The sequence below is a fragment of the Salmonella sp. K21076 genome (genome assembly GCF_039650795.1).
Classification (GTDB): domain Bacteria; phylum Pseudomonadota; class Gammaproteobacteria; order Enterobacterales; family Enterobacteriaceae; genus Salmonella; species Salmonella enterica.
This window is the reverse complement of record NZ_JBCLYA010000051.1, coordinates 436,013-456,525: the sequence shown is the minus strand read 5'-3', so window position 1 is coordinate 456,525 and position 20,513 is coordinate 436,013. Positions and strand designations below refer to the sequence as shown.

General features: G+C 52.4%; 23 protein-coding genes. 10 read left to right on the top strand and 13 right to left on the bottom strand.

Annotation, left to right across the window (positions count from 1 at the left end):
- Positions 1-5 precede the first annotated feature (5 nt).
- The gene (locus tag AAYN39_RS23080; RefSeq protein WP_001266934.1) at positions 6-1,304 is read right to left on the bottom strand and encodes a D-amino acid dehydrogenase; all 1,299 of its coding nucleotides are present in this window, start codon (positions 1,302-1,304) and stop codon (positions 6-8) included.
- Positions 1,305-1,626: 322 nt separating this feature from the next.
- On the opposite strand from AAYN39_RS23080, the gene AAYN39_RS23075 reads away from it, so the two are divergent.
- On the top strand, positions 1,627-3,159 hold the full coding sequence (locus tag AAYN39_RS23075) for a SpoVR family protein (RefSeq protein WP_001240763.1): 1,533 nt from the start codon (positions 1,627-1,629) through the stop codon (positions 3,157-3,159).
- A 46-nt stretch (positions 3,160-3,205) separates the two neighbouring features.
- Here the strand turns inward: AAYN39_RS23075 and fadR are convergent, their stop codons facing one another.
- The gene (fadR, locus tag AAYN39_RS23070; protein WP_000234821.1) at positions 3,206-3,925 is read right to left on the bottom strand and encodes a fatty acid metabolism transcriptional regulator FadR; all 720 of its coding nucleotides are present in this window, start codon (positions 3,923-3,925) and stop codon (positions 3,206-3,208) included.
- Between the two features lie 219 nt (positions 3,926-4,144).
- On the opposite strand from fadR, the gene nhaB reads away from it, so the two are divergent.
- The 3 genes from nhaB (at position 4,145) to AAYN39_RS23055 (ending at position 6,810) form a co-directional block, all read left to right on the top strand.
- Complete coding sequence (gene nhaB, locus AAYN39_RS23065) at positions 4,145-5,689, top strand: Na(+)/H(+) antiporter NhaB (protein WP_000406446.1); 1,545 nt, start codon at positions 4,145-4,147, stop codon at positions 5,687-5,689.
- 141 nt (positions 5,690-5,830) lie between these two features.
- Complete coding sequence (gene dsbB, locus AAYN39_RS23060; protein ID WP_000943475.1) at positions 5,831-6,361, top strand: disulfide bond formation protein DsbB; 531 nt, start codon at positions 5,831-5,833, stop codon at positions 6,359-6,361.
- Positions 6,362-6,468: 107 nt separating this feature from the next.
- The gene (locus AAYN39_RS23055; RefSeq protein ID WP_000018971.1) at positions 6,469-6,810 is read left to right on the top strand and encodes a DUF1971 domain-containing protein; all 342 of its coding nucleotides are present in this window, start codon (positions 6,469-6,471) and stop codon (positions 6,808-6,810) included.
- Between the two features lie 71 nt (positions 6,811-6,881).
- Here AAYN39_RS23055 and AAYN39_RS23050 read toward each other — a convergent pair whose 3' ends face one another.
- The 5 genes from AAYN39_RS23050 to AAYN39_RS23030 form a co-directional block, all read right to left on the bottom strand.
- Positions 6,882-7,055 (bottom strand): addiction module toxin, GnsA/GnsB family, encoded by a 174-nt coding sequence (locus tag AAYN39_RS23050; RefSeq protein ID WP_001083582.1) that lies wholly within the window; start codon positions 7,053-7,055, stop codon positions 6,882-6,884.
- Between the two features lie 191 nt (positions 7,056-7,246).
- The gene (locus AAYN39_RS23045; RefSeq protein ID WP_001519337.1) at positions 7,247-7,384 is read right to left on the bottom strand and encodes a hypothetical protein; all 138 of its coding nucleotides are present in this window, start codon (positions 7,382-7,384) and stop codon (positions 7,247-7,249) included.
- A 351-nt stretch (positions 7,385-7,735) separates the two neighbouring features.
- Complete coding sequence (locus tag AAYN39_RS23040) at positions 7,736-8,182, bottom strand: YcgN family cysteine cluster protein (RefSeq protein ID WP_001285704.1); 447 nt, start codon at positions 8,180-8,182, stop codon at positions 7,736-7,738.
- A 92-nt stretch (positions 8,183-8,274) separates the two neighbouring features.
- On the bottom strand, positions 8,275-8,934 hold the full coding sequence (locus tag AAYN39_RS23035; protein ID WP_001519895.1) for a fumarylacetoacetate hydrolase family protein: 660 nt from the start codon (positions 8,932-8,934) through the stop codon (positions 8,275-8,277).
- A gap of 49 nt (positions 8,935-8,983) precedes the next feature.
- On the bottom strand, positions 8,984-9,277 hold the full coding sequence (locus AAYN39_RS23030; protein ID WP_001763996.1) for a YcgL domain-containing protein: 294 nt from the start codon (positions 9,275-9,277) through the stop codon (positions 8,984-8,986).
- A gap of 125 nt (positions 9,278-9,402) precedes the next feature.
- Here AAYN39_RS23030 and minC point away from each other — a divergent pair, with 125 nt between their 5' ends.
- The 3 genes from minC to minE are packed head-to-tail and all read left to right on the top strand — an operon-like array spanning position 9,403 to position 11,216.
- Positions 9,403-10,110, top strand: coding sequence for a septum site-determining protein MinC (gene minC / locus AAYN39_RS23025; protein WP_000072527.1), 708 nt, complete (start codon positions 9,403-9,405; stop codon positions 10,108-10,110).
- A gap of 23 nt (positions 10,111-10,133) precedes the next feature.
- Entirely contained in the window at positions 10,134-10,946 is an 813-nt protein-coding gene (gene minD, locus AAYN39_RS23020; RefSeq protein WP_000101048.1) for a septum site-determining protein MinD, read from the top strand.
- A gap of 3 nt (positions 10,947-10,949) precedes the next feature.
- Positions 10,950-11,216 carry a cell division topological specificity factor MinE gene (gene minE / locus AAYN39_RS23015; protein WP_001185666.1) on the top strand — a complete coding sequence of 89 codons (267 nt, stop codon included), beginning with the start codon at positions 10,950-10,952 and terminating at the stop codon, positions 11,214-11,216.
- Positions 11,217-11,337: 121 nt separating this feature from the next.
- On the opposite strand, the gene rnd is transcribed toward minE, so the two are convergent.
- The 5 genes from rnd to AAYN39_RS22990 all read right to left on the bottom strand — a co-directional run bounded on the left by rnd (position 11,338) and on the right by AAYN39_RS22990 (position 17,743).
- Positions 11,338-12,465 (bottom strand): ribonuclease D, encoded by a 1,128-nt coding sequence (gene rnd, locus AAYN39_RS23010; protein WP_001109129.1) that lies wholly within the window; start codon positions 12,463-12,465, stop codon positions 11,338-11,340.
- A 72-nt stretch (positions 12,466-12,537) separates the two neighbouring features.
- Positions 12,538-14,223, bottom strand: a complete 1,686-nt coding sequence (fadD, locus tag AAYN39_RS23005; RefSeq protein WP_000758418.1) for a long-chain-fatty-acid--CoA ligase FadD — start codon at positions 14,221-14,223, stop codon at positions 12,538-12,540.
- A gap of 204 nt (positions 14,224-14,427) precedes the next feature.
- Entirely contained in the window at positions 14,428-15,009 is a 582-nt protein-coding gene (locus tag AAYN39_RS23000) for a Slp family lipoprotein (RefSeq protein ID WP_000290594.1), read from the bottom strand.
- A gap of 70 nt (positions 15,010-15,079) precedes the next feature.
- Positions 15,080-15,775: a tRNA (adenosine(37)-N6)-threonylcarbamoyltransferase complex dimerization subunit type 1 TsaB gene (gene tsaB / locus AAYN39_RS22995; RefSeq protein WP_001221014.1), complete on the bottom strand. Its 696-nt coding sequence runs from the start codon at positions 15,773-15,775 to the stop codon at positions 15,080-15,082.
- Positions 15,776-15,832: 57 nt separating this feature from the next.
- On the bottom strand, positions 15,833-17,743 hold the full coding sequence (locus tag AAYN39_RS22990) for an ATP-dependent DNA helicase (RefSeq protein ID WP_000128807.1): 1,911 nt from the start codon (positions 17,741-17,743) through the stop codon (positions 15,833-15,835).
- A gap of 131 nt (positions 17,744-17,874) precedes the next feature.
- Here AAYN39_RS22990 and AAYN39_RS22985 point away from each other — a divergent pair, with 131 nt between their 5' ends.
- Positions 17,875-18,219 carry a RidA family protein gene (locus AAYN39_RS22985; protein WP_000029549.1) on the top strand — a complete coding sequence of 115 codons (345 nt, stop codon included), beginning with the start codon at positions 17,875-17,877 and terminating at the stop codon, positions 18,217-18,219.
- Between the two features lie 5 nt (positions 18,220-18,224).
- Here the strand turns inward: AAYN39_RS22985 and AAYN39_RS22980 are convergent, their stop codons facing one another.
- On the bottom strand, positions 18,225-18,404 hold the full coding sequence (locus tag AAYN39_RS22980) for a YoaH family protein (RefSeq protein WP_000457328.1): 180 nt from the start codon (positions 18,402-18,404) through the stop codon (positions 18,225-18,227).
- Between the two features lie 80 nt (positions 18,405-18,484).
- On the opposite strand from AAYN39_RS22980, the gene pabB reads away from it, so the two are divergent.
- On the top strand, positions 18,485-19,849 hold the full coding sequence (gene pabB, locus AAYN39_RS22975) for an aminodeoxychorismate synthase component 1 (RefSeq protein WP_000978456.1): 1,365 nt from the start codon (positions 18,485-18,487) through the stop codon (positions 19,847-19,849).
- A gap of 3 nt (positions 19,850-19,852) precedes the next feature.
- Positions 19,853-20,431 carry a CoA pyrophosphatase gene (locus AAYN39_RS22970; protein ID WP_000381544.1) on the top strand — a complete coding sequence of 193 codons (579 nt, stop codon included), beginning with the start codon at positions 19,853-19,855 and terminating at the stop codon, positions 20,429-20,431.
- Positions 20,432-20,513 lie beyond the last annotated feature (82 nt).

The window sequence follows — 20,513 nt, the reverse complement described above, 5'->3', positions numbered from 1 at the left end:
CTTTATCAGTTATGCGCGCTATGCAAACGTTGCGGGCGGGTGGGCGTAAAATCGGAACGGTATCGCGCCACGCTCAGATCGTCGTAGGGTATCGCTGGCGTACGACCCAACAAGATATCGCTTAACAACTGGCCTGAACCGCAGGCCATCGTCCAGCCTAAGGTGCCGTGTCCAGTATTAAGCCACAGATTTTTATAACGGGTGCGTCCTACTACCGGCGTGCCGTCCGGCGTCATGGGGCGCAGGCCGGTCCAGAATGTGGCCTGCTCAATATGACCGCCGCGCGGAAAAAGATCGCGCACAACCATCTCCAGCGTCTCGCGGCGCGGTTGCAGTAAGTCGGTATTAAAGCCCACGATTTCCGCCATTCCCCCCACGCGAATACGCTTATCAAAACGCGTAATAGCGATTTTGTAGGTTTCATCAAGAATCGTCGATACCGGCGCGCCGTCTGGCTCGACGATTGGGATGGTTAATGAATAGCCTTTCAGCGGATACACCGGGATATCAACAATGCCTTTAAGCATCGCCGTCGAATACGATCCAAACGCCATGACATACGCATCTGCTTTAATGATCTCATCGGCGCATTTCACGCCGTAAATCTGATCATTTTCGTACAGTAATTTTTCCACGGGAGTATTAAAGCGAAAGGTTACGCCCGCCTGCTCCGCCATGCGCGCCAGACGCTGGGTAAAGAGCTGACAGTCCCCGGTTTCATCATTCGGTAAGCGCAGCCCGCCGGTTAATTTATGCGCAACCTCAGCCAGAGCGGGTTCAACTTCCGCCAGTCGGCTGGCTTCCAGGAGCTGATACGGCACCCCGGCATCTTCCAGCACGGCGATATCACGGGTGGCGTTCTCATACTGTTGCGCGGTGCGGAAGAGTTGTAGCGTTCCCCCCTGGCGGCCTTCATATTCGATACCGGTCGCGGCGCGTAGCGTTTTCAGGCAGTCGCGACTATATTCCGCCAGACGCACCATGCGGCCTTTATTTTCCATATAATGCCGGGTATCGCAGTTACGCAGCATTTGCCACATCCACTTCAGTTGAAATGGGGTGCCATCCAGACGCACCGCCAGCGGCGCATGGCGCTGGAACATCCATTTTATCGCCTTCAGCGGTACGCCAGGGGCCGCCCAGGGTGCCGCATATCCCGGTGAAATTTGTCCGGCATTCGCCGCGCTGGTTTCTTGCGCCGGGCCGGATTCGCGATCGATGACGGTGACATCATGCCCCGCCTGACTCAAGTACCAGGCGCTGGTCACGCCAACTACGCCACTCCCCAGGATGACAACTCGCATAGCCACTCCGTTAATAGTAAAAGAACAATCTTCTGATTACATCTTGATAACTCAGATGAAAATATTATTCAACATATGACTTTTTTATGGTGACGTGCTTCACATATACCCTAAAGACAAGCGATCCCATTGGTTTGGGATCTCCTGCTACGCGGCATGGCTATACAGCATAAAATGATGCCAATACCCGATTTTTTGCCGTTCAATGTGGAGGAAATCGCAAAGAAAAGTTTTCACGATCAAGTCGTTTTTTAACATGGTGTTCTATGCTTGAAAGGAGGCGCTCCATACAGAGAGCGTCGCCAACAATGAGGGTGCGCGAATGGCAATGATTGATTCCATGAACAAGGACACCACACGTTTGAGCGATGGCCCCGACTGGACATTTGATCTGCTGGATGTTTATCTGGCAGAGATAGACCGCGTGGCGAAACTCTACCAACTGGATACTTACCCGCACCAAATTGAAGTCATCACTTCCGAACAGATGATGGACGCCTACTCCAGCGTCGGGATGCCGATCAACTATCCGCACTGGTCGTTTGGCAAAAAGTTCATTGAGACGGAACGTCTGTATAAGCATGGTCAACAAGGACTGGCTTATGAAATTGTGATCAACTCTAATCCCTGCATTGCCTACCTGATGGAAGAGAACACCATCACCATGCAGGCGCTGGTCATGGCGCACGCCTGTTACGGCCACAACTCCTTTTTTAAAAATAATTATCTCTTCCGGAGCTGGACGGATGCCAGCTCTATCGTCGATTACCTGATTTTCGCCCGGAATTACATTACCCGCTGTGAAGAACGCTACGGAGTGGATGAAGTAGAAAAACTGCTCGACTCCTGCCACGCGCTGATGAATTACGGCGTCGATCGCTATAAGCGCCCGCAGAAAATCTCGTTGCAGGAAGAGAAAGCGCGACAAAAAAGCCGGGAAGAGTATCTACAAAGCCAGGTGAATATGCTGTGGCGCACGCTGCCAAAACGCGAGGAAGAAAAAACTGTCGCCGAAGCACGCCGCTTTCCTGCTGAACCGCAGGAAAACCTACTCTATTTTATGGAGAAAAACGCCCCGTTGCTCGAGCCGTGGCAGCGCGAAATTCTGCGCATCGTGCGTAAAGTCAGCCAGTATTTTTATCCGCAGAAACAGACGCAGGTCATGAACGAGGGCTGGGCGACCTTCTGGCACTACACCATCCTGAACCATCTGTATGATGAAGGCAAAGTGACGGAACGCTTTATGCTGGAGTTTTTACACAGCCATACCAATGTCGTATTTCAGCCGCCCTATAATAGCCCCTGGTATAGCGGAATTAACCCCTATGCGCTCGGCTTTGCCATGTTCCAGGATATCAAACGTATTTGTCAGTCGCCCACGGATGAAGATAAATACTGGTTTCCGGATATTGCCGGTTCCGACTGGCTGGAAACGCTGCACTTCGCCATGCGCGATTTTAAAGATGAAAGCTTTATCAGTCAGTTCCTGTCGCCAAAAGTGATGCGTGATTTCCGTTTCTTCACGGTACTTGATGATGACAGGCATAATTATCTGGAGATCTCCGCCATTCATAACGAAGAAGGTTATCGGGAGATTCGATCAAAACTGTCGTCACAGTATAACCTGAGCAACCTGGAGCCGAATATTCAGGTCTGGAATGTGGATTTACGCGGCGACAGATCGCTGACGTTGCGTTATATCCCGCATAACCGCGCGCCGCTGGATAAAGGCCGCAAAGAGGTGCTGAAACATGTGCATCGGTTATGGGGCTTTGATGTGATGCTGGAGCAACAAAATGAGGATGGCAGCGTAGAACTGCTGGAGCGTTGTCCGCCGCGCATGAACACGCTGTAATCGAGATGCTGCCCGGTAGTGTTTGCGTCTACCGGGCATCGCGGGATTATCGTCCCTGAATCGCTAAATCGCCGGGCAGATTTTTCTGCATCCGATGCCAAATCTCGCCGCTGTCATGCCCATAACGCCGCACCGTTTCATACACCTGGTCGTGCGCGCCCTGCTCGCATAACGACGATAATTTATGATAGAAACCCAGTGCCAGACTGCGCGCTTCCGGATTGGCGAAATAGTGGCGACCAATGCGGGTGTATAACCCTTTCATGCCGTTCAGGATCAAGCCGTAAATAGGATTGCCGGAGGCAAATGCCAGACCACGAAAGATGTTATAGTCCAGATCGGCGAATGCATCGGCATGGTCGGCCACTTCGTGGGCAGTGGCCAGCACTTCCTGCGCCTTATCCGGGTGTTGACGCAATGCGGTACGAATAAAGATAGTAGAAATATTGGTACGCACCGACAACAAATTGTCGATCAGTTGCGGAACGCTTTCATGATCAAGGCGGGCCAGCGTTTCAAGGATATTCAGCCCTGACGTTTCCCAAAAATTATTAACCTTTGTCGGTTTGCCATGCTGAATGGTCAGCCAGCCATCTCGCGCCAGCCGCTGTAACACCTCGCGTAATGTCGTGCGCGTCACGCCGATCAGTTCGGAGAGTTCTCGTTCTGCCGGTAAGATCGTGCCAGGAGGAAAGCAGTTATTCCAGATACTTTCAATAATATACTCTTCCGCGAAACCCGCGGGGCTCTGCGCCTTAATGACCATAGTGAGATTTCCATTACACAGCAAAACATAGTTGTACTCATCATACCAGACGGGCGTAACACCTGATAGCGGACGCAATGAAGAAAAAGGGGATCAAGGCACCATTTCTGATATCGCCTGCCAATATCGTTAAGGACTTGCTTGCATTCGTCGCGCTCGCTACTCTCTGTGTTTAAACATAAAAACGCTATTTCATTTTTCTAGGTAAGGAAAAATTTCATGGAGATCTCATGGGGTCGCGCCATGTGGCGCAACTTTTTAGGCCAGTCGCCCGACTGGTACAAACTGGCACTACTTGTCTTTTTAATTGTTAACCCATTCATTTTCTTAGCTAATCCCTTTGTTGCTGGTTGGCTGCTGGTGGCAGAGTTTATCTTCACCCTGGCGATGGCGTTAAAGTGTTACCCCCTGCTGCCCGGCGGGTTACTGGCCATTGAAGCCGTTATCATCGGCATGACCAGCGCCGCCCATGTACGTGAAGAGGTTGCCGCCAACCTGGAAGTCTTGCTGCTGCTGATGTTTATGGTGGCAGGCATCTACTTTATGAAGCAGTTATTGCTGTTTATTTTTACCCGTCTGTTACTCAGTATCCGCTCGAAGATGGTTCTGTCGCTGGCCTTTTGCGTCGCCGCCGCATTCTTGTCGGCTTTCCTTGACGCGCTTACCGTCGTTGCGGTGGTGATCAGCGTCGCCGTCGGTTTTTACGGGATTTACCATCGTGTGGCCTCATCGCGCGGCGAAGAGAACGATATGCTGGACGACAGCCATATCGATCCGCATTACAAAACGGTGCTGGAGCAATTCCGCGGATTCTTGCGTAGTCTGATGATGCATGCAGGCGTGGGGACGGCGCTGGGCGGCGTCATGACCATGGTCGGGGAGCCGCAAAACCTGATCATCGCTAAAGCTGCTGGCTGGCATTTCGGCGACTTCTTTTTGCGGATGTCGCCTGTCACCGTCCCGGTACTGGTATGTGGACTGTTAACCTGTATGCTGGTCGAGAAAATGCGCTGGTTTGGCTATGGCGAAACGTTGCCCGAAAAAGTCCGCGACGTCTTGCAGCAATTCGACGATCAAAGCCGTAAGAAGCGCACCCGCCAGGATAAAATTAAACTAATAGTCCAGGCGGTTATTGGCGTCTGGCTGGTTACCGCCCTCGCCCTCCATCTCGCGGAGGTGGGACTGATTGGTCTGTCGGTCATTATTCTGGCCACCGCGTTAACGGGTGTCACCGATGAACACGCCATCGGCAAAGCGTTTACCGAGTCGCTGCCGTTTACTGCGCTGTTAACCGTTTTCTTCTCTATTGTGGCGGTTATTATCGATCAACATCTTTTCGCGCCGATTATTCAGTTCGTCTTGCAAGCCTCTGAACACGCACAGCTAACGCTGTTCTATCTCTTTAACGGCCTGTTGTCTTCCATCTCAGATAACGTCTTTGTCGGCACCATTTATATCAACGAAGCGAAGGCGGCAATGGAAAACGGCGCAATCAGCTTAAAACAGTTTGAGCTGCTAGCTGTGGCCATCAATACCGGTACTAACCTGCCATCGGTAGCGACGCCAAATGGTCAGGCGGCATTCTTATTCCTGCTGACCTCCGCGCTGGCGCCGTTAATCCGTCTCTCCTATGGCCGTATGGTCTGGATGGCGTTACCGTACACTATCGTACTGACCCTGATAGGGCTACTGTGCGTCGAATTCACTCTTGCGCCGGCCACCGAATGGATGACTCAGGCAGGATGGTTAGCAACGCTTTCGTAACGTTTGGCCGGGCAATACACCGCCCGGCTCCGATTTTTGCCTGATAATTATCCAATTACACATTATTTCATTTCCCGCTAGTGGCGCACGAATTGAATTGGTTTACACTGCGGTCTCTACGCATGTTGCAGGGAAATTATTATGTTGCGATTTTTAAACCAGTGCTCACGGGGTCGGGGCGCATGGTTACTGATGGCGTTTACCGCCCTGGCGCTGGAAATGGTGGCGCTGTGGTTCCAGCACGTCATGTTACTTAAACCTTGCGTGCTATGTATTTACGAACGTTGCGCCCTGTTTGGCGTGATGGGCGCGGGTCTGGTCGGCGCAATAGCGCCGAAAACGCCGCTGCGATACGTGGCAATGGTTATCTGGATTTACAGCGCCTGGCGGGGTCTACAACTGGCGTATGAACATACGATGATTCAGTTGCATCCCTCGCCGTTCATGACCTGTGACTTTATGGCGCGCTTTCCAGACTGGTTACCGTTGGGTAAATGGCTACCGCAGGTGTTTGTGGCATCCGGTGATTGCGCCGAGCGCCAGTGGTCGTTTTTAACGCTGGAGATGCCGCAATGGCTGTTGGGGATCTTTGCCGCTTACCTTGTGGTAGCGATAGCTGTCGTCATAGCTCAGGCATTTAAGCCTAAAAAACGCGACCTGTTCGGTCGTTGATACACACGCTCCTTCGGGAGCGTTTTTTTGCCCGAAGCGTTGTTTGCCAGTGATTAAAAGGTGTATATTAAATACATCTTTTAATCACCACATCAGGGAGATGTCTTATGTCCCACTTACGCATCCCGGCAAACTGGAAAGTTAAACGCTCTACCCCCTTTTACACCAAAGAGAATGTTCCGGCGGCACTGCTCTCTCATCACAACACAGCGGCAGGCGTTTTCGGACAACTCTGCGTGATGGAAGGCACCGTGACCTACTATGGCTTTGCGAATGAAACCGCGACAGAACCAGAAGTGAAAGTGGTGATTAATGCCGGGCAATTCGCCACCAGTCCGCCGCAATACTGGCATCGGGTAGAGCTGAGCGATGATGCGCGGTTCAACATTCATTTTTGGGTAGAGGAAGACCATCAGGGCGAGGAAATGTATCAACAGAAAAAAGCCTGACATCGGTAAACCAGTTACCACTGGGCGGCGTCCCGCCCAGTAGCCAGGTGATTAATGGCGCTAATTAAACGCTAGAGTAGTTTAATTTTAACGTGGTATCCCTCAAGCCCTTTCATCGTTTCTCGCGGCGCGAACTCTATTTCGGAAACCTCTTGCCCGGTTTTCTTCCGTAGTTCGGCGACCTTTTTGCTAATGAGTGCCGCGATTTCCTCTTCTGCTTTATGTGTCAACTCTTCGCTGTTCATTGATTTCCTCCTTTGAACTCGCAAACGGCTAAGCGCAATAAGACAGTGTCGTCATGGACGCGCTACTATTTTAACGTACAAAAAATTATAGGCTATCTTTCTGAGGATTATCAGGATGTTTCGCTTTAGAAGATGCAAAAAACCGCCTGGCACAGACGGTGCATCAGGCGGTTGGTTAATAGCACAAGACGCTATCTACGAGGATCTTCAACCTCATTCTGGGTATCCGGGTCGAGAGGATCGTCTCCCTCTGGCGTATCCGGAATATTTTCACCAGGAAGCGGCTCATCCTCTGGTAATGGATCGACTAAATCAGGACGTTCAGACATAAAGCCTCCAACGAACCATAGTTATTAAAGATACCCTACAGCACTACTTTTGGTTTTTCTTTGGATTTTTTCCTTCGTCTTCGGGTGTCTTATCAGGCTTCCTGGGCTGATCCTTTGAAACGCGCAACGGTTGGTTATTCATGGGGTAACTCCTCAGGATAGGCAGCGATATACTGCTTTGAAAGTATAGAGTCGCCGCCATACGTGCGCGAGCGCAGCGACAAGGCGCGTCAGGGAAGAATAGAAGGCAGTGATAACGCCAGGTGACGGAATTTGCACGCAATTCCTGATTTCAGGGGCCGCCCAGCGTAAATTAAAGAATTGTAAACAATCAGCCGTTTTGCCGAAGACTTATTCTGCCCACGACGGTTTATTTAAAATATGATCCTGCCAGTCCCGTACTTCGGATTCTTTAACCGCGATATGACGGACAGAAATTCGCTCGCCATGCATAGCGGCTTTCGATCCAGTCTGCAGCGGATGCCACGTCGGCAAGGGCTTACCTTCCGCCAACAAACGGTAGGCGCAGGTCATCGGCAACCATTCAAAGTCTGGCAAGTTTTCGCGAGTGAGTTTGATACAGTCGGGTTCAAATTCAAAACGGCGTTCATAATGACGGCACTGGCACGTTTTGATATTTAATTGCCTGCACGCCACGTTGGTGAAGTAGATTTCATCTGTATCTTCATCCATCAGCTTATGCAGGCAGCATTGACCGCAGCCATCGCACAGCGACTCCCACTCGGCATCGGTCATTTCATCCAGGGTTTTACGTTGCCAGAAAGGTGTATCGCTCATTAAAGTATCCGCCATTGCATTAAAGCTGCACCTTATAACCAGTCTGGCCTGCAGATGCAAGTTTTACCGCCGCTGAAGGCGGCAAGCAGATTTTACAGAACGCGAGTAGACAACGTTTCGCCATTAAAACGAATGTCCAGCTCATCGCCGCTTAATAATGGCCCCACGCCTGCCGGCGTGCCGGTTAGCACCACGTCCCCGGCTTTGAGCGTAAAATAGCGGCTCATATAGGCGATAAGGGGCACAATAGGATGAATCATATCCGCGGTCGACCCTTGCTGGCGAACCTCGCCATTAACGTTAAGTCCGATAACCGTATTTTGCGGATCGCCGCAGAAGGCCGCGACAGGGATGAAGCCTGAAATCGGACATGCGTTATCGAAACCTTTGGCTTTTTCCCAAGGCTGTCCGGCCTTTTTCATTTTCCCTTGAATATCGCGCAGGGTTAAATCAAGCGCCACGCCATAACCGGCTATCGCTTTACGTACATGATCTTCGGTCGCCTGGCGGAGCGTTGCGCCAATCAGCACGGCAAGCTCAACTTCATGATGAACAGCGCCCATATCCGCCGGAATCGCCAGCGGCTGGCGAATATCACACAATGCGGTTTCCGGCTTGATAAAAAGCACGGGTTCTTCCGGCGTCGCGCTGCCCATCTCCTTGATGTGATTTGCGTAATTACTGCCCACGCAGACCACCTTACTTACCGGGTAATCAAGCAAGGCACCTTGCCAGTTACGATGTTGATACATATTTTCCCCTAAGATCATGATGGAATTCAGGCGCGGCGCCGAATACCGTTTAACGGTCAGCGTGCGACGTATTTTGTCCCACCGAAGAAAGATGTTGTTTCAGCAAATCTTCCGGCGGCGGCGGCAATTGTAAATAATAGCCCTGCTCGCTTAACGCCTGTTTTACTTTTTCGAGCTCGGCATTGACTAATTTTTTACGTCCATCAAGCGGCAGCATCATCGCTAACTGCGGCTGACCGAATCCTTTCATCAACGCGTCAGGCACCCGCGAAAAATCGTCTTTTTTTTCGACATACAAATAGGTTTGATCGCGCTTGCTACTTCTATAGATCACACAAAACATACTTTTACTCTGAATTAACGGGATGGTGACTTGCCTCAATATAATACTGACTATAACATGCCTTCTGGACTTCGGAATATCACTCCGTATCGGAGATGATAAATAGCAAATTGAGTAAGGCCAGGATGTCAAACACGCCAATCGAGCTTAAAGGCAGTAGCTTCACCTTATCAGTGGTTCATTTGCATGAAGCGGAACCAGAGGTTATTCGTCAGGCGTTAGAAGACAAAATAGCGCAGGCTCCTGCGTTTTTAAAACACGCCCCTGTCGTTATTAACGTTAGCGGTCTTGAAAGCCCGGTAAACTGGCCGGAACTGCATAAGATCGTGACCTCAACCGGCTTACGCATTATCGGCGTGAGCGGCTGTAAAGACGCCAGCCTGAAAGTAGAAATCGATCGGATGGGTCTTCCTTTACTGACTGAAGGTAAAGAGAAAGCGGTTCGGCCTGCGCCCGTTGAGCCGGCAACGCCCAGCGAACCGCCGCAAAACGCTAATCCCATCACAAAAACGCGATTAATTGATGTTCCGGTTCGTTCCGGTCAGCGCATTTATGCTCCACAATGTGATCTGATTGTTACAAGTCACGTCAGCGCTGGCGCAGAGCTTATCGCTGACGGCAATATCCATGTCTATGGCATGATGAGAGGTCGCGCGCTGGCAGGGGCGAGCGGCGATCGGGAAGCGCAAATTTTTTGTACCCATCTGACGGCAGAACTGGTCTCTATCGCAGGTGTTTACTGGCTGAGTGATAAAATCCCGGCAGAATTTTATGGCAAAGCGGCGCGCCTGCGTTTAGCAGACAACGCTTTGACAGTTCAACCGTTGAATTGATCCCTTTTTAACAAGGAATTTTTATGGCACGCATTATTGTTGTTACTTCGGGTAAAGGGGGCGTTGGCAAGACCACCTCCAGCGCGGCCATCGCTACAGGTTTGGCCCAGAAGGGAAAGAAAACTGTCGTCATTGATTTTGATATCGGACTGCGTAACCTCGATCTGATTATGGGGTGCGAACGTCGTGTCGTTTACGATTTTGTAAACGTCATTCAGGGCGATGCGACACTGAATCAGGCGCTGATCAAAGATAAGCGTACTGAAAATCTCTTCATTCTTCCGGCGTCGCAGACCCGGGATAAAGACGCGCTAACGCGCGAAGGCGTCGCTAAGGTACTGGACTCACTGAAAGCAATGGACTTTGAGTTCATTGTTTGCGACTCGCCGGCGGGTATCGAAACCGGGGCGCTGATGGCGCTCTATTTTGCCGATGAAGCGATCATCACGACCAACCCGGAAGTCTCTTCTGTCCGTGACTCGGACCGTATTCTGGGTATTCTGGCATCGAAATCTCGTCGCGCAGAAAATGGCGAAGAACCGATTAAAGAATATCTCCTGTTGACGCGCTACAATCCAGGCCGCGTCAATAAAGGCGACATGCTCAGCATGGAAGATGTACTGGAGATTCTGCGTATTAAACTCGTCGGTGTGATCCCGGAAGATCAATCCGTACTGCGCGCATCGAACCAGGGCGAACCGGTGATTCTTGACGCCACTGCGGATGCGGGTAAAGCCTATGCAGATACCGTAGATCGTCTGTTGGGAGAAGAACGTCCTTTCCGCTTCATTGAAGAAGAGAAGAAAGGTTTCCTCAAACGCCTGTTCGGAGGATAAATTATGGCATTACTGGATTTTTTTCTCTCGCGGAAAAAGAGTACCGCTAATATTGCAAAAGAGCGGTTGCAAATCATTGTCGCGGAACGTCGCCGTAGCGATGCCGAACCGCATTATTTACCGCAGTTACGTAAAGATATTCTTGAGGTCATTTGTAAATACGTACAAATCGATCCGGAAATGGTTACCGTCCAGCTTGAGCAAAAAGATGGTGATATCTCCATCCTTGAACTTAACGTAACGCTGCCGGAAGCCGAAGAGTCAAAATAAGCTCTTTTATGGGAAAATTCCTGGATTAAAAAAGGCAGAAGAATCTGCCTTTTTTATTTTTTTACATTATTCCGAATACGGACATTTATTTCACTGGCCGTTTTCCCGGCAATTACCGTCGTTAAAGCGAATACTCCTGCAACAGAAGAGTTAACTTCTCCGCCATCAGTTCGGCGCGCCAGCCGGAAATCAATTCCGGTTGCCCATTTTGCGGTTTTAATTTCCAGTGCCAGTTAAGCAACTGATTAATCTGCCGACGCGATGCCAGTAGCTCGCCGCTGACGTGATGCGACGCGCTCACCTCCGCCACTAGCGCTTTGATGGCCTTAAACGCTTTGCGATAGCCCGGCATGTCCATCAGATTCAACAGGGGTTCCGGCAATGCCTCTTCCGGTAGCGCCTGTGCTTTCGCCACCAGCGATATCAACGTCTTGCCGTGAAAACGAATCTCGCTGCCGGAAAGCCCCAGGCTATCCAGCTCACCGAGACTGCCCGGCATATAACGCGCGACCGCCCACAGGTTTTCTTCACGCACAACAAAGTTCACCGCCATATCGCGCTCACGCGCCTTACGTAGCCGCCAGTCAGCTAAAAGTTGCAGACAGGCTAACTGGCGAGTACGCAGTTGCCAGGCATTGGTGATATCCCGCCATGCTTCTTCCGGCGCCTGAATCTCCTGACGACGCTGCTGCATCAATCGGCATTCATCAAGCGCGGCAGGCAGCCATCCTGCGGCTTCAGTTTCAATCATCAGCTTTTTGGCGATCGGTAACAGATACCAGACATCCGCCGCCGCGTATTCACACTGACGTTCGCTTAAAGGCCGGGCTAACCAGTCGGTACGAGACTCGCTTTTGTCCAGCGCCACGCCCGTATACTCTTCTACCATCGACGCAAAACCCCACGACAGCGGACGCCCGCAAAACGCCGCCAGAATTTGCGTATCAATCAGAGGTTCCGGCAGTTCGCCAAACGCATTCAGAAATACTTCCAGATCTTCGCTACCCGCGTGCAGAAATTTGGTGATTCCCGTATCGCGCAACACCGCTTTTAACGGCGACCAGTCGCTGATGCCGAGCGGATCGATCAGGGCGACATTTGCCCCGTCAAATAACTGGATCAATCCTAACTGCGGGTAATAGGTGCGGGTACGGACAAATTCCGTATCTAAAGCAATAGCCGGACATGCGCGGACAGCCTCACACAGGCTCGCCAGCGCATCGTCCGTTTCAATCATTTGGTAATTCAAATCGTGTTCTCTTTGGTTCGCGCCAAAAAAAACGCCGGCTTAACCGGCGTCTCTCGTTAGCTGACTTAACGCTCAGGCTTTATTGTCTACTTTGCCACGGGCTTCGTCACGCAGTTCTCGTCGTAAAATTTTCCCAACGTTAGATTTTGGTAATTCCTCGCGAAACTCGACCTGTTTGGGCACCTTATATCCGGTCAGATGGCGACGGCAGAAGGTGATCAACGCATCGTCAGTCAATGCCGGATCTTTCTTAACCACAAAAAGCTTCACCGCTTCGCCGCTACTACCGGAAGGCACGCCAACCGCCGCGACTTCCTGCACGCCAGAATGCTGCATCACCACATCTTCAATTTCGTTTGGATAAACGTTGAAACCAGAAACCAGAATCATATCTTTCTTACGATCGACAATCCGCAGAAAGCCGTCTTCATCCATAACCGCAATATCGCCCGTATGCAGCCAGCCATCTTTAATGATTTCATCCGTCGCGTCAGGACGCTGCCAGTATCCCAGCATAACCTGCGGGCCTTTCACGCAAAGCTCTCCGGCCTCACCCGGCGCGACTTCGTTGTCATCGTCATCCACCAGTTTGGCTTCTGTTGACGGTACTGGCAGGCCGATACTGCCGCTGTGATAATCAATATCATGCGGGTTGACGCTCACCAGCGGGGCGCACTCGGTCAGCCCGTAGCCTTCCAGCAGGTATTGCCCGGTCAGCTTTACCCAACGTTCCGCAACGACGTTTTGCACCGGCATCCCGCCGCCGGCTGACAGATGCAGCGAAGAAAAATCCAGCTGTTGAAACTCTTTATTATTGAGCAGGGCGTTGAATAGCGTATTAACGCCAGTCATCGCCGTAAATGGATATTTCGCCAGCTCCTTGACCAGACCGGGGATATCACGCGGATTGGTAATCAGCAGGTTTTGCCCACCCAGCTCGATAAAAAGCAGACAGTTCATGGTTAAGGCAAAAATGTGATACAGCGGCAGCGCGGTCACTACCAGCTCTTTCCCCGGGTGCAGCAGCGGCCCATAGGTCGCTTTCACCTGCTCCAGATTCGCCAGCATATTGCGGTGGGTCAACATCGCGCCTTTCGCCACGCCCGTCGTACCGCCAGTATATTGCAGGAAAGCCAGATCTTCAGCGACAACCTCGGGTTTGACATACTGCATACGGTAGCCATGCTGTAGCGCGCTGCGAAACGAGATCGCATCTGGCAAGTGGTATTTTGGCACCAGACGCTTGATGTATTTCACGACAAAGTTAACAACCGTACCTTTGGCGGTAGAAAGCTGGTCGCCCATCCGCGTCAGAATAACGTGCTGTACCGACGTTTTCTCGACCACTTTTTCCAGCGTATGGGCAAAGTTAGAAACAATAATGATTGCCGCCGCGCCGCTATCGTTAAGCTGATGCTCAAGTTCGCGCGGCGTGTAAAGCGGGTTAACGTTCACCACAATCATGCCGGCGCGTAAAATACCAAATAGCGCGACAGGATACTGCAACAGGTTTGGCATCATCAGCGCCACACGGTCGCCTTTTTTGAGTCCCAGCCCTTGTTGTAAATAAGCCGCAAATGCCCGACTACGTTCTTCTAATTTACGGAAGGTCATTACCTCCCCCATATTGACGAACGCAGGCTGATCGGCATAGCGCGTCGCCGCATGTTCAAACAGTTCAACCAGGGATTGATAACGGTCAGGGTTGATCTCCGCCGGAACATCAGCAGGATAACGGTTAAGCCAAACCTTCTTCAATGCATCACCTCTAAAATGAGTGTTCGTCGTCATCACAACCCCAGTCAATAAACAAGTTGTTAACATTATATTAACTCAGCGTACCAGTTTATTAATTACGCAACTGAAAGGTTGCGAAGCGCGTCACTATTTATTTTTATTATGTCTCTATGAATGCAGAAACAGCGGACCAGCCGCTGTTTCTTTTATTGATAAAACAAAGGGTTACTCTGTTACTATCGTCTGAACCTCTGCGGGTCCAGGGTTATACCATCCCCAACCGCCATATCCATAAGGCCAGGCGCGTCCGCCGTAAAACCACGGATCGATCGGCTGTGGAGGCATGACGACCTGCTGAACAAGATGCCAGCGTTTATAGCCGGTAGCCTGCATCAGCATAAATTTATACGGCGTATTGCCGATTTTACCGTCAACCGTGCCGGTTATCGGGCCGACAACGGTAACTAACTGGCCACGGAAGTCCACCGGGTCCAGAAAACCGTTCACATCGGCAAAAATTCTGCCGCGCGAGGCTTCGCCCAGAACAGGACGCGCGCCGCTGTCGAGCGGTACGGTCGCGATTTCAAGCCGGGTTTTTCCCTGCTGATTTTGTACCGCCACAACTTTGCCGCCAAAACGCGCCTCTTGCCCGATATAGAGCTGCGGCGCATTCATCACCCGCACCAAATCCTGCTGCGGCGTCGGACTCGAACCTTTAATGGCATCCGGGATAGTCACGCAACCGCTCAGCATAAGCGCAAAAGCGCACGCCAGCGCCCCTTTTATTAACCGTTTTTGAACCGCCATGATGCGACTCCTTTTTCTCGACCTCTATTCCACCCCACAGCATAAAGTATGGGGGTAATAGTAGTGAGAGTCATTCTTTGCCGGGAAGTTTCTTCCACGCCACTTCGTTACGCAAATAAACCGGCTCGGCATGTTCCACGGCAACGGTCTCTCCTGCCGCCAGCTTTTGACTGGCGATGGGCAACATATCTTCCGCTGCCGGGAGCGACACCTCCCCATCATGAAGCGTCAGGCCGCACTCCTTCGCCAGATCGGGCCATGCGGACCAACCCGTTCCTACGGTCGCCCACTCGCCGGAAAGCTGTTTCAACCGCTCGCCGACCCGTTCCGGTTTCAGCACCGCTTCCGTCTCTTCGCCCTGCCAGACGCCCTGCGCATCACGCTGGTATTCCGCCCAGTACACTTCGCCCATCCGCGCGTCAATCGCGGCGAGTACGCGGGTCGCGCCAGTTTTACGCCATGCGCCCTGCGCCATCGTGGCAAGCGTCGAAACACCGATCATCGGCAGATTTGCCCCTAACGCCAGCCCTTGCGCAATCCCAATGCCGATACGCACGCCGGTAAAGCTGCCCGGACCGCGCCCAAACGCCAGCGCATCTATCTCATTGAGCGAGGCGCCGCTGGCGGCCAGAATCTCCTGCACCATGGGCAGGATACGTTGAGTGTGTTCTCGTGGACAAAGCTCAAAGTGAGCATTGATAGTACCGTTGTTCCACAGGGCGACAGAACAGGCCTCTGTGGCGGTATCGATAGCCAGAATTCGCATGAGGTTTCGTGCTTAGATCAATAAAATAGCGCGCATCTTACCATACTCCGTAACAAATTACTCGGCGGATGGAATCGCAAGAAAGCGAACGGCACGGGCGATATCACGCGTGCGCGGCGCAGGAGGCAGGCTGGCGAGAAACGTGGCGCCATAGGGCCGCATCACCAGCCGGTTATCACAAATCACTAACACCCCGCGATCGTCCGCATCGCGAATTAGCCGCCCCACTCCCTGCTTCAGCGTAATCACCGCATCGGGCAGTTGAACCTCATCAAACGGATCGCCACCGCGCAAACGACAGTCTTCCATTCGCGCTTTTAACAGCGGGTCGTCCGGGGAAGTAAACGGCAATTTGTCGATAATCACCAAAGATAACGTATCGCCGCGCACGTCCACCCCTTCCCAGAAGCTGCTGGTGGCGACGAGCAGCGCGTTGCCGGCGCTAACAAATTGCTGTAACAGTTGGCCTTTACTGGTTTCCCCTTGCAACAATACCGGCAGCGTCATGGTGGCGCGAAACTGCTCCGCCAGATCGCGCATCATGGCGTGTGAGGTGCACAGCATAAAACATCGCCCGTTATTGGCTTCGATAATCGGCCTGAGCATAGCCGCCAACTGTCGCGCCGCGCCGGGCTGGTTGGTTTGCGGTAGGTTACGCGGTACGCAGAGTAACGCCTGGCGCGTATAGTCGAATGGGCTGGGCAACAGCATGGATTCTGCCTGTTCAATTCCCAGACGGGCGGTAAAGTGGTGGAGATCATCATTTACCGACAACGTGGCCGAGGTAAAAATCCAGCTACCGGGCTTCTGTTCCATCACCTCTTTGAATTTGTCCGCCACGGTGAGCGGCGTCAGCGCCAGAGTGAAATGGCGCGAGGTGCACTCATACCAGTAGCTGTATCCCGGCTGATTGATCTCTTTTAAGCGTTTCAGCCGTGAACGGTATAGCGTGGCGCGTTCAAAAGCCGCATCCAGCAGCGCCGAACGGCCCAGCGACAGTTTCGCCACGTCGTAACAAAGCTCCAGCGTATCATCCAGCAGTAAAAATGCCCGTTGGATACGAGAGTCGGCTAACAGTTCACGCAAATTTCCCCGGTAGCCGGGCTCCCCCAGTTGCAGACGAAAATCCTGGGCGCTCTGGGCAAGGCGATCGGCGCATTTTTGCAACTGTTGAGTGTCTTTCAGTTCCGTCCGGTAGGCGATGGTGATGTCTTTTGCTAAATCCAGCAACTGACGGCTAGAGAGCGATTGTCCGAAATACTGGCTGGCGATGTCAGGCAGTTGGTGGGCTTCATCGAAGATCATTACTTCAGCCTGAGGGATAAGTTCGCCAAACCCGCTCTCTTTAACCACCATATCCGCAAGAAAAAGGTGGTGGTTTACAATCACCACATCCGCGTCCATCGCCTTTTTACGCGCTTTCACCACAAAGCACTCTTTGTAAAGCGGACAATCGCTGCCAAGGCAGTTGTCGTTGGTACTGGTGACCAGCGGCCAAGCCTGGGAATCCTCCGCCACGCTGACGCAGGTGCTGATATCGCCATCCCGCGTCTGATTTGACCAGGAGCGCAGCAATATCACGTCGCTTAACGTTTGTACCGGTAAATCGCCGCCCGCCAGCGCTTGTTGTTCCAGACGCTCCAGGCAGAGGTAGTTTGAACGTCCTTTCAACAGGGCCGTCTTACCGGTAAACGCCAACGCTTTTGCTACCGTCGGCAGATCGCGGCTGTAGAGTTGATCCTGCAACGCTTTCGACCCGGTCGAAATAATGACTTTTTTCCCGGCGCGCAACGCCGGAGCGAGGTAAGCATAGGTCTTCCCGGTTCCGGTGCCGGCTTCAACAACCAAAGGCTGCGCATTTTCAATCGCTTGTGTCACGGCAACCGCCATTTGTCGCTGTGGTTCGCGCGGTTTAAAGCCGGTTATCGCTTTGGCCAGTTGGCCATCTGCTGCAAAATCGTCCGTCACACTGCCCCCTGTTAATTTGCACAGGGGATTATGTCAGGGTAGAAAGGCTTACGCCAGTTACAGAGGTGACGGCGGCGCCACATTGTGGCAGTCTTGAGCCATTCAAATGGAAAGCAAATGAGGAATAAGTGATGTCTATCGTGCGTATTGATGCCGAAGATCGTTGGTCAGACGTGGTGATCTACAATAATACGCTGTGGTATATCGGCGTGCCGGAAAACCTGGACGCCGATGCTTTTGAGCAAACGGCGAATACTCTGGCGCAAATTGATGCGGTGCTGGAAAAACAGGGCTCCAGTAAGTCACGTATTCTGGATGCCACTATTTTCCTGAGCGATAAAGCGGATTTTGCCGCCATGAATAAGGCGTGGGATGCGTGGGTCGTCGCAGGCCATGCGCCGGTACGCTGTACCGTACAGGCCGGGTTGATGAACCCGAAATATAAAGTTGAGATTAAGATTGTCGCGGCGGTATAAGCCGGTTATTCGTCTTCATCCTCAAAACGCGCCACTATCCGTTCGCCGGTATGGTTGGCGCGAAGTTCGCCTGCCACCTGGGCAATCGCTTCTCCGCTACTCATACCTTGCGACATCAATTCCTGGATACGTTCTACGGCTTTTTGCTGTTGTTCATGACTGAGTGAAGGTAAACCTGCAAACATGATTAACTCCTGCTAAATTGTTAGCGCTAATTATTTCACGCTACCCGGCGGTAAGCCAGTAGTGTTGTAACGAGTCAGGAATGATGAAGACGTTATCTCCCACTGTTATCACCTTACCCTGGCGTCCGGACGCCGCTGAACACTATTTTGCGCCCGTAAACCATTTGCCCTGGGCGATGCTGCTGCATTCAGGTGATGCTATTCATCCCTATAACCGTTTTGATATTCTGGTCGCCGATCCTGTCACCACACTGACCACGCGCGCCCAGGAAACCACGGTATGTACTGCGCGCACGACTACCGTCACTCTCGACGATCCGTTACACGTTTTGCAGACTCAACTGGAGGCGCTGCCTTTTCATCCTCAGCCTGACCCTGACTTACCCTTTCAGGGCGGCGCGCTGGGTCTGTTTGGTTATGATTTAGGGCGGCGTTTCGAAATTCTGCCCGATACTGCCGCGCGCGATATCGCTTTACCCGATATGGCGATTGGCCTTTACGACTGGGCGCTGATTGTCGATCACCATAAACAGGTAGTGTCGCTGATAAGCTATCACGATGCAGACGCCCGATATCGCTGGCTCACCGGCCAGCGCGCGCCGACCCGAACGCCCTTCAGGCTTACCTCGGCCTGGCAATCCAATATGACGCGTTGCGAGTATGGCGAGAAGTTTCGTCAGGTGCAGGCCTGGCTGCACAGCGGGGACTGCTATCAGGTCAATCTTTCCCAGCGTTTTCAGGCGAGCTACGAGGGTGATGAATGGCAGGCTTTCGAACGCCTTAACCGCGCAAATCGCGCCCCGTTCAGCGCCTTTCTTCGTTTACATGACGGCGCCATATTGAGCCTTTCTCCCGAGCGTTTTATCCAACTGGAGAACGGTCATATTCAGACGCGCCCGATCAAAGGTACGCTTCCACGGCTTAACGATCCGCAGGCGGATCGTCAGCAGGCGCAGAAACTGGCTAATTCAATGAAAGATCGCGCTGAAAATTTGATGATTGTCGATTTGATGCGTAACGACATTGGCCGGGTCGCCGTACCAGGTTCGGTGAAAGTGCCGGAACTGTTCGTCGTCGAACCATTTCCTGCCGTTCACCATCTGGTTAGCACCATTACTGCCCGTTTACCAGACTCGCTTCATGCCACCGATCTGCTGCGCGCGGCTTTCCCCGGCGGCTCCATTACCGGCGCGCCTAAAGTGCGGGCAATGGAAATTATCGACGAACTGGAGCCGCAGCGACGCAACGCCTGGTGCGGTAGCATCGGTTATCTGAGTTTCTGCGGCAAGATGGATACCAGTATTACTATCCGCACCGTCACGGCAACGCAGGGCCAACTCTATTGCTCAGCCGGCGGCGGTATCGTGGCCGATAGCAACGAAGAAGCGGAATATCAGGAAACTTTTGATAAAGTTAATCGTATCCTGCACCCACTGGAGAACTAATACGTGGATACCAGCCGTCTGACGCTCGATCATTTCTTATCGCGCTTTCAGCTTTTGCGCCCGCAGATGACTCATGAAACGTTAAATCAACGTCAGGCCGCCGTACTGATCCCTGTGGTTCGCCGCCCCCAGCCGGGGCTGCTGTTGACCCAGCGGGCTATTCATTTGCGCAAACACGCCGGACAGGTCGCCTTTCCCGGCGGGGCCGTGGACAGTACCGATGCTTCGCTTATCGCCGCAGCGCTTCGCGAAGCGCAGGAGGAAGTCGCCATCCCGCCGCAAGCCGTGGAAGTGATTGGCGTTTTACCGCCGGTAGACAGCGTGACCGGTTTTCAGGTCACCCCGGTGGTCGGCATTATTCCGCCAAATCTCCCCTGGCGCGCCAGTGAAGACGAAGTGTCTGCGGTGTTTGAAATGCCGCTGGCGCAAGCGTTGCAACTGGGTCGATATCATCCGCTTGATGTTTACCGTCGCGGCAATTCGCACCGCGTATGGCTCTCCTGGTATGAGCATTATTTCGTCTGGGGCATGACCGCAAACATTCTTCGTGAGCTGGCGCTGCAAATCGGCGTAAAGCCCTGACTGTACACAACGCCATTCACGTTGCCTCAAGGCGGTAACAATCGCCTCCCCCAAAGAGGCAGCCTGAAGGGCAACGTGTATA

What these genes read in the sequence shown, in the direction of transcription:
- dsbB (WP_000943475.1), top strand. Translation starts at nt 5,831, where the DNA reads ATGTTGCGATTTTTAAACCAGTGCTCACGGGGTCGGGGCGCATGGTTA.
- AAYN39_RS23035 (WP_001519895.1), bottom strand. Translation starts at nt 8,934, where the DNA reads ATGTATCAACATCGTAACTGGCAAGGTGCCTTGCTTGATTACCCGGTA.
- minC (WP_000072527.1), top strand. Translation starts at nt 9,403, where the DNA reads ATGTCAAACACGCCAATCGAGCTTAAAGGCAGTAGCTTCACCTTATCA.
- AAYN39_RS23040 (WP_001285704.1), bottom strand. Translation starts at nt 8,182, where the DNA reads ATGAGCGATACACCTTTCTGGCAACGTAAAACCCTGGATGAAATGACC.
- AAYN39_RS23075 (WP_001240763.1), top strand. Translation starts at nt 1,627, where the DNA reads ATGGCAATGATTGATTCCATGAACAAGGACACCACACGTTTGAGCGAT.
- AAYN39_RS22980 (WP_000457328.1), bottom strand. Translation starts at nt 18,404, where the DNA reads ATGTTTGCAGGTTTACCTTCACTCAGTCATGAACAACAGCAAAAAGCC.
- AAYN39_RS23000 (WP_000290594.1), bottom strand. Translation starts at nt 15,009, where the DNA reads ATGGCGGTTCAAAAACGGTTAATAAAAGGGGCGCTGGCGTGCGCTTTT.
- pabB (WP_000978456.1), top strand. Translation starts at nt 18,485, where the DNA reads ATGATGAAGACGTTATCTCCCACTGTTATCACCTTACCCTGGCGTCCG.
- AAYN39_RS23030 (WP_001763996.1), bottom strand. Translation starts at nt 9,277, where the DNA reads ATGTTTTGTGTGATCTATAGAAGTAGCAAGCGCGATCAAACCTATTTG.
- tsaB (WP_001221014.1), bottom strand. Translation starts at nt 15,775, where the DNA reads ATGCGAATTCTGGCTATCGATACCGCCACAGAGGCCTGTTCTGTCGCC.
- minD (WP_000101048.1), top strand. Translation starts at nt 10,134, where the DNA reads ATGGCACGCATTATTGTTGTTACTTCGGGTAAAGGGGGCGTTGGCAAG.
- AAYN39_RS23050 (WP_001083582.1), bottom strand. Translation starts at nt 7,055, where the DNA reads ATGAACAGCGAAGAGTTGACACATAAAGCAGAAGAGGAAATCGCGGCA.
- AAYN39_RS23055 (WP_000018971.1), top strand. Translation starts at nt 6,469, where the DNA reads ATGTCCCACTTACGCATCCCGGCAAACTGGAAAGTTAAACGCTCTACC.
- minE (WP_001185666.1), top strand. Translation starts at nt 10,950, where the DNA reads ATGGCATTACTGGATTTTTTTCTCTCGCGGAAAAAGAGTACCGCTAAT.
- AAYN39_RS23045 (WP_001519337.1), bottom strand. Translation starts at nt 7,384, where the DNA reads ATGTCTGAACGTCCTGATTTAGTCGATCCATTACCAGAGGATGAGCCG.
- nhaB (WP_000406446.1), top strand. Translation starts at nt 4,145, where the DNA reads ATGGAGATCTCATGGGGTCGCGCCATGTGGCGCAACTTTTTAGGCCAG.
- fadR (WP_000234821.1), bottom strand. Translation starts at nt 3,925, where the DNA reads ATGGTCATTAAGGCGCAGAGCCCCGCGGGTTTCGCGGAAGAGTATATT.
- AAYN39_RS22985 (WP_000029549.1), top strand. Translation starts at nt 17,875, where the DNA reads ATGTCTATCGTGCGTATTGATGCCGAAGATCGTTGGTCAGACGTGGTG.
- AAYN39_RS23080 (WP_001266934.1), bottom strand. Translation starts at nt 1,304, where the DNA reads ATGCGAGTTGTCATCCTGGGGAGTGGCGTAGTTGGCGTGACCAGCGCC.